The organism is Streptomyces phyllanthi (assembly GCF_009377205.1).
GTDB lineage: Bacteria > Actinomycetota > Actinomycetes > Streptomycetales > Streptomycetaceae > Streptomyces > Streptomyces phyllanthi.
In genome coordinates, this window is the sequence record NZ_VJZE01000506.1 from 1 (window position 1) to 6,293 (window position 6,293).

Below are 6,293 nucleotides of genomic sequence, written 5' to 3' on the forward strand. Positions count from 1 at the left end.
GGGATGTCGTGGGGATGTCGTGCGTGCCGTCGGCGAGTGCGGGGGCGGGCAGGGCGCGCCGGTCGAGGCGAACTCTCGGTTTCTCGGGAACTTCGGCGGCACAGCCACCGGATTGCATCGAAGTATGTGAAGGCGACGGCGGGCCAACAATGCCCCAGCTGCGGCAGAGGGTACGGGAGTCCCTCCGAGTCAGAAATTCGGCTACGGTTGCCGACATGGTCGGCCGTCCCCGAGGCGCCGTTGTCCTCACCGAGGAGGAACGGGCCGAACTGCTGCTGTGGACCCGTAGCCGCACCTGCTCACAGGCCCGGGCCCTGCGTGCGCGGATCGTGCTGGCATGCGAGGGCGAGCCCACCAACACCGCCGTGGCCAAGCGTCTCGGGGTCTCCCGTGACATGGTCGGCAAGTGGCGAGCCCGCTTCCTCGCCGAACGAATCGACGGCCTGGACGAGCAGCCCCGGCCCGGCCGGCCCCCCGCGGCCGACGACGACACTCTGGCACATGTCCTCGTCCGCACCCTCACCCCACCACCGCCCGGGGCCACGCGGGGCTGGTCGACGCGTTCCATGGCGGCCGAGACCGGTCTCAGCCAGAGCACGGTGAGCCGGATCTGGCGAACCCACCGCGCGCAGCCGGGGGCGCGTGTCACGGCCGGGCCGCGCCGGGCCTGGTCCCTGCCGGACCACGCCGAGGAGGTGGTCGGGCTGTTCATCGCCCCGCCGGTGTGCGTGCTCGCCGTGACAGCACCGGCAGGACGGGGCCGGTCCGTACGTGCTTCCGGGGCGGCCACCGCGGCCCGGCTGTGCGGTCAGGACCAGGACGCGGCCCACGTACTCGCCGTGGCCTGCGCCTTCGCGGCCCTGCGGGGCAAGCAGCACATGGAGGATTCCCCCGGGCTCCACACGTTCGTGGCACAGGTGAGGTCGGCGGCGGACGCCGGGACGAGCGTGCACCTGCTGGCGTACGGCGCGGAGGGCGCCCTCCAGCGGCCGGAGACGTCCTGCCGCTGGCACCATGTGCCCAGTCCCGAAGCGTGGACCGAGGAAGCCCACCGCCTCCTCGCCGCCGATGCCCGGCTCCCCCGCGAACCGGCGTCTCCCGTGCCCCGCCTCCGCAACGCGCTGCTGACCTGGTCCACCACCTGGACACCCTCCGCGACACCCTTCACCCGCATCGCCCCTCCGCGCCCGGCGTACGACATCCCGGCCATCTGCGGCCCTGACAACGACTCGAACGCTCCCGACCCGCGCACACTCGACCACCCCGGCCCGCTCGAAGCGGCGCAGATCACCACCCCCGACGCCGCGCCCGGCGCTCCCATCACCCCGGACCCCGTCGTCGGCCTGTTGCGCGAAGCCCTTCTCACCGACGTTCACCAACCAGGCGACCGCGTCCGTGAGGCCCCGCTCGCGCTCCGCCTCGGTCTCTCCCGCCGGGTCGTCCGCGCGGGTCTTCGAGCGCTGGCCGAGGAAGGCATGCTCGACCTGCTCCCCGGAGGCGCGACCGCGATTCCCGCCGTCAACACGAAGGACGTACTCGACCTCTACGCCCTGCGCGCCAGCCTCGGCGCGCTGCTCATGCGCCGCATCGCCATGCTCGGCCGCGGGAACCTCGCCCCGGCCACGGCGGCCCTGGCGGAGGTCCACGCCGCCGCCCGGGCCAACGACCGTCTCCGCATACGTGAGGTCGACCTGCGGTTCCAGGACGCCCTCGCCCGTATCGCGGATCTTCCCCAGGCCGCCCATACCTTCGAACGCCTCACGGCCCGCCTGCGCATGTTCGTCACGGTCCTCGACATGGACTACAGCCAGGCCTGCGACACCATCGCGGCCGAGGACACCGCCGTCCACGACGCGCTGTGCGACGCCGACGGGAACGAGGCGGCCCGTCTGTGGCGGGTCAAGATCGAACGTTGCGTCCGTTACATGATCGCCCAGCTCTCCGAGGACGACGCCGCTCCGTACCTGTGGACCACCTTGGCGGGCAGGCCCCGCCTGCTCCCGGGGGAGCCGCGAGGCGCGGCACGCTGACGCGGCGGACCGGGCGGCCGAAGGCCGTGCCGGCGACAGGGTGACCACACGGCGCGGTGGTCGGCGTCGCCCCCGTGCGACCACTCGACGACTTCGACCCGAAGATCGCCACGGCGATCGATGCGGAGTCGGCCCGGCAGCGCGGCACCCTGAAGATGATCGCCTCGGAGAACATCGCTCCGGTCGCGGTCATGGAGGCCCAGGGCTCGATCGAACTCGCCGGAGCCCCGGACCGTGTCCTGTCCATCGCGGCCTTCGACGCCGCGGCCACCGGCATCCAGATCCACGCGGGAGTCGCGGTGGACAGCCGGGCGCGGCACCTCCCAGGCCCCGCAGGCGTGAGGGGCGGGCACCGGCGGTCCGGTCCCGCCGGGCCGTCCGCCTCCCCGCGAGGGTCACTTCTCCAGTTGCTCGACCACGCGGCGGGACACACGGGCGAGGGTCCGGAGTTCGTCCGGGGTGAGGAGATCGATGAAAAGGCGGCGCACGGTCTCCACATGGCGGGGCGCCGCCTCCGCGATCGCCCTGCGCCCGTCGGGGGTGATGACCACGAACGTGCCGCGGCCACCCTTGAAGCACCCCTCCCGGCAGACCAGACCCCGCTTCACCATGCGGGCGACCTGGTGCGACATCCGGCTCTGTTCCCACTCCACGCTCCTCGCCAGATCCGAGGAGCGCATACGGCCGTCGGGCGCGTCCGCGAGATGGACGAGCACCCGGTAGTCGGCGGCCGACAAGCAGGACTCCGCCTGCAGGTCGCGGGAGACCCGCCCGTTGAGCTTTTCCTGCATCCGGACGAAGCAACGCCAGGCGTTCTGCTGCGCCGGGCTGAGCCATCGTGGTGTTTCGGTCACTCGAGATTCCCTCCTCAGCGCAGTTCCTCCTCCAGCCAGCGCAGGACGTCCGACGTCACCGGGTCGGCGATGTCGGCGAACTCGTCATGCCGCTTGAGGTATGTGGCCACGTACGGGCAGACCGGCACGATCCGCTTCCCGGACTCGCGCACGTCGACGAGCGCCCACCGAACCAACTCGGCGCCCAGGCCCTGGCCGGCGAAGGCGTCGTCGACCTCGGTGTGGAAGAAGACGCGTTGTGCACCGCGGTCCCGGTACGCGGTCAGCCCGGCGCGTCGGCCGTCGACCAGTATCTCGTACAGGCGTTCGGCGTCTGCCCGCTGGACGATCCGGACGGCGGAGGACTCACTCATGAGATGCCTTTCGTACGAAGGTCAGCGGCGCGGGGGATTGCCACGCGGCGCGATGACGGCGTTCGGCAGGGCGGGTGCCGGAAGGCGGCGTCCCGGATGGCCCTCGACCTCACCGAAGCGGTCGGAGCCCGCCTGCCACTCTTCCCGGGCCCGGACGATGTCCTCGTGGCTGCGGCCGATGTAGTTCCACCACATGACGATCTCCTCCTCGAAAGGAGGGCCGCCGAGCAGGATCGTGCGCGCGGGGGCGTCCGACTCGTTCACCACGGTCAGGGTGTCGGCGCCGCAGGGGACGTAACCGAGTTCCGCGGGTCGCAGCACGGTGTCGGCCAGGTGGACGTCCCCGCTGTCCACGAGGAGTCCGTGCTCGAAGGCGGGGTCCACGGCGAAGGTGACCGTCGCGTGCGGTTCGAGCATGATCTCGGCGCCGAGCAGAGGTGTGAAGGTCCGCACCGGCGAGGTGCTTCCGGCGAGCGAGCCAAGGAAGACCTTGAGCTCGGCTCCGTCGACCCGCACGGGGTCGGGCACGTGGTGCTGGAAGTCGCGAGCCGCGTTCCGGTGCTCATCGGGCAGCGCCACCCACAGCTGGACGCCGTGGATGACGGTGGTGTCCGGGGTGGAGACCTCCGAGTGGGCGATGCCGTGACCGCCGGTCATGAGGTTCATCTCGCCGGGCCGGATCAGGGCGTGCGAACCGAGGCTGTCGCGGTGTTCGATCTCCCCGCTGAACAGCCAGCTCACCGTCTGCAGGCCGGTGTGCGGGTGCGGGGGCACGTCCATACCCGTCGCGCCGGCGTCGACAGGGCCGTAGTGATCCGCGAAGCACCAGGCCCCGATCAGCGTCCGGGCGCGCTGCGGCAGCGTCCGGCGTACATGCAGGGCGCGCGGCCCGCCCAGGGGCACGTCGCGCGCCGGCAGCACATCGACCCGTGGCTCTTCGGGCGAGCGGTCGCCGTCCACGGCCGACCCGCATGTCAGTGCCGCGGGTTCGGCTTCCACGTTGCTCACCGGGGCCCCCTCTCCAAAGTAGCTCTAGTTGTCACATCAACTATCATGCCACGAGAGCGGGCCCATGACTACCGCACGCATCCGACGTGCGGTCCCGGTCCGCCCCCGAGGAGGCGCGAAGTGAGTGAGCACACCAACGGATCCGCACCGCGCAGGATCTTCGTCGACAAACAGAGTCCACTGGCCTTCCACGCCATGGTGAAGACCTCGGAGGCGGTGACCGCGACGGCCGCGGAGGCGGGGCTCGACCGCACGACCGTGGAGCTGATCAACCTCCGCGTGTCACAGCTGAACGGCTGCGCCTTCTGCCTCGACCTCCACACCCGAAAGGCGCTGCGTGCGGGCGAGTCACCGCAGAGACTGGGGGTCCTGGCGGCCTGGCGGGACACCGGCTTGTTCACCCCCTCGGAGCGTGCGGCGCTGGAACTGGCGGAGGCGACGACCGATCCGACCGGCTTCGCCGCTCACGAGTCCGCGTACGAAACCGCCCGCCGAGCCCTCACCGAGGACCAGATCTCGGCCGCGATCTGGGTGGCGATCACCATCGGCGCGTTCAACCGCGTGTCCATCATGAGCAAGCATCCGGTACAGGCGCCCCGCCAGACCCCGGCGCCACTTGATTGACGAGTCATCTATGCCTTGTCTAAGGTTCCAGTGTTGATACATCAACCACAATCTGGTGGCCCGCTGTTCCTGCCTGGGCCGCTCGGAAGGAACCGATCCATGTACGTCACCGCCGCCGTTCTCAGCGTGCTCCTCGCCCTCGGGTCGCTCGCCGCGGGTGCGCCCAAGGCGCTGCTGAAGGGCGACGTTCCCGCCGCACTCCAGTCCCACATGGGGCTGAGCGCGGGCTTCGTCCGCTTCATCGGCCTGGCCGAGGCGGCTGCCGCCGTCGGACTGGTCATCGGGCTTTTCTGGCAGCCGCTGGGTATCGCGGCCGCCACAGGTCTCGTCATCACCATGATCGGGGCGGTGGGCTTCCACGCCAAGGCCGGCGACTACACGGACCCCGCCACCCGGAACAACGCCCTGAGCCCCGTCGTCTTCCTGCTCCTCGCCGTGGCCGCCGCGGTGACGCTCGGACTGGCCATGTGAGTCCGCCACGGGCGGGGCGGTGCACCCGAACCGGTGTCACCGCTTCCCCGCCCGGCCGGATCCCCGGCTCAGGCCAGCCCCGCCCGGCCGGATCCCCGGGTCGGACCAGCCCCTCCCGGCCGGATTCCCGGCTCAGGCCAGATCTTCGTCCAGCTTGCTGATGACGCGCTCGGAGATCTCGGCCACGACCCGCAGCTCGGCCGGCGTGACGTGGTCCATGAACAGTTCACGTACCGCCTCGACATGGCGCGGGGCGGCGGCCTCGATCGCCGCACGCCCGGCGTCGGTGATCACCACGAACGCGCCGCGCGCGTCCTCGGCGCACTCTTCCCGCACCACCAGGCCCCGCCCGGCCATCCGCGCGATGTGGTGAGACATCCGGCTCTTCTCCCACTCCAGCGCCCGCGCCAGATCCTGGTACCGCTGCCGCCCCTCCGGCACGTCCGTCAGATTGACCAGCACCGCGAAGTCCGCAGGCGACACCTTCGACTCCGACTGCAGCATGCGTCCCAGACGCCCGCCCAGCCGCTCATGCAACCGGACAAAGCCTCGCCACGCGCGCTGCTCCTCCGGCGTCAGCCACCGCACTGTCTCTCCCATGAGGAAAGTCTAAACGTAGTTGACAGTTCACCGAATAGTCCGGGGCCCCGTCGCGTCCCTGTCCCTACCGCCCGGCCGAAGCGGTGAGCGAGCGTTCCGCCCGGATGGCCTTGTCGGTGCGTGCGTAGCGGCAGCCCCCTCGGGCTTCGGCGGCTCTTCCAGCAGTCCTTCGTTCACCTTCGACCCCCTCGCCACTGCCGCGCCTGACGAGAAGGGCACCGTACTGCGGTGGTCCCCGTCAGCCACCGAACTGCTGGGGCTCACCGCCGCGGACGCCCAGGGGCGCCCAATACGGGACCTGGCTGCCGACCCTCAAACCGGTCATCCCGGCGGGCCGGGTGGGCCTGCCGGGA

The 6,293-nt window shown here is 71.1% G+C and carries 8 protein-coding genes and 1 pseudogene; 5 read left to right on the forward strand and 4 right to left on the reverse strand.

The features are described 5' to 3' along the window. The first annotated feature begins 215 nt into the window (after positions 1-215). Both FNH04_RS39380 and FNH04_RS39385 read left to right on the forward strand, forming a co-directional pair. The gene (locus FNH04_RS39380; RefSeq protein WP_152790835.1) at positions 216-2,030 is read left to right on the forward strand and encodes a helix-turn-helix domain-containing protein; all 1,815 of its coding nucleotides are present in this window, start codon (positions 216-218) and stop codon (positions 2,028-2,030) included. A 74-nt stretch (positions 2,031-2,104) separates the two neighbouring features. Next, positions 2,105-2,242, forward strand: a pseudogene (locus FNH04_RS39385) (serine hydroxymethyltransferase); the annotation flags it as partial. 183 nt (positions 2,243-2,425) lie between these two features. Here FNH04_RS39385 and FNH04_RS39390 read toward each other — a convergent pair. Genes FNH04_RS39390 through FNH04_RS39400 form a run of 3 tightly spaced genes read right to left on the reverse strand, consistent with a single transcriptional unit; the run spans position 2,426 to position 4,245 of the window. Further along, on the reverse strand, positions 2,426-2,884 hold the full coding sequence (locus FNH04_RS39390; RefSeq protein ID WP_322725174.1) for a MarR family winged helix-turn-helix transcriptional regulator: 459 nt from the start codon (positions 2,882-2,884) through the stop codon (positions 2,426-2,428). A gap of 14 nt (positions 2,885-2,898) precedes the next feature. Then, entirely contained in the window at positions 2,899-3,237 is a 339-nt protein-coding gene (locus FNH04_RS48230) for a GNAT family N-acetyltransferase (RefSeq protein WP_152790837.1), read from the reverse strand. A 21-nt stretch (positions 3,238-3,258) separates the two neighbouring features. Continuing rightward, positions 3,259-4,245: a pirin family protein gene (locus tag FNH04_RS39400; RefSeq protein ID WP_322725177.1), complete on the reverse strand. Its 987-nt coding sequence runs from the start codon at positions 4,243-4,245 to the stop codon at positions 3,259-3,261. A gap of 120 nt (positions 4,246-4,365) precedes the next feature. Here FNH04_RS39400 and FNH04_RS39405 point away from each other — a divergent pair, with 120 nt between their 5' ends. Continuing rightward, a complete protein-coding gene (locus FNH04_RS39405) occupies positions 4,366-4,869 on the forward strand; it encodes a carboxymuconolactone decarboxylase family protein (protein WP_322725178.1) in 504 nt (167 codons plus the stop codon). A gap of 99 nt (positions 4,870-4,968) precedes the next feature. Next, complete coding sequence (locus FNH04_RS39410) at positions 4,969-5,340, forward strand: DoxX family protein (protein ID WP_152790841.1); 372 nt, start codon at positions 4,969-4,971, stop codon at positions 5,338-5,340. 132 nt (positions 5,341-5,472) lie between these two features. Here the strand turns inward: FNH04_RS39410 and FNH04_RS39415 are convergent, their stop codons facing one another. Then, complete coding sequence (locus tag FNH04_RS39415) at positions 5,473-5,940, reverse strand: MarR family winged helix-turn-helix transcriptional regulator (protein WP_152790843.1); 468 nt, start codon at positions 5,938-5,940, stop codon at positions 5,473-5,475. Positions 5,941-5,959: 19 nt separating this feature from the next. Here FNH04_RS39415 and FNH04_RS39420 point away from each other — a divergent pair. Then, positions 5,960-6,293, forward strand: a 334-nt coding sequence (locus FNH04_RS39420; RefSeq protein ID WP_228031878.1) for a PAS domain S-box protein, incomplete at its 3' end; no start/stop codon positions are given.

Coding starts and splice junctions, on each gene's coding strand:
- FNH04_RS39380 (WP_152790835.1), top strand. CDS start 216: ATGGTCGGCCGTCCCCGAGGCGCCGTTGTCCTCACCGAGGAGGAACGG.
- FNH04_RS48230 (WP_152790837.1), bottom strand. CDS start 3,237: ATGAGTGAGTCCTCCGCCGTCCGGATCGTCCAGCGGGCAGACGCCGAA.
- FNH04_RS39410 (WP_152790841.1), top strand. CDS start 4,969: ATGTACGTCACCGCCGCCGTTCTCAGCGTGCTCCTCGCCCTCGGGTCG.
- FNH04_RS39415 (WP_152790843.1), bottom strand. CDS start 5,940: ATGGGAGAGACAGTGCGGTGGCTGACGCCGGAGGAGCAGCGCGCGTGG.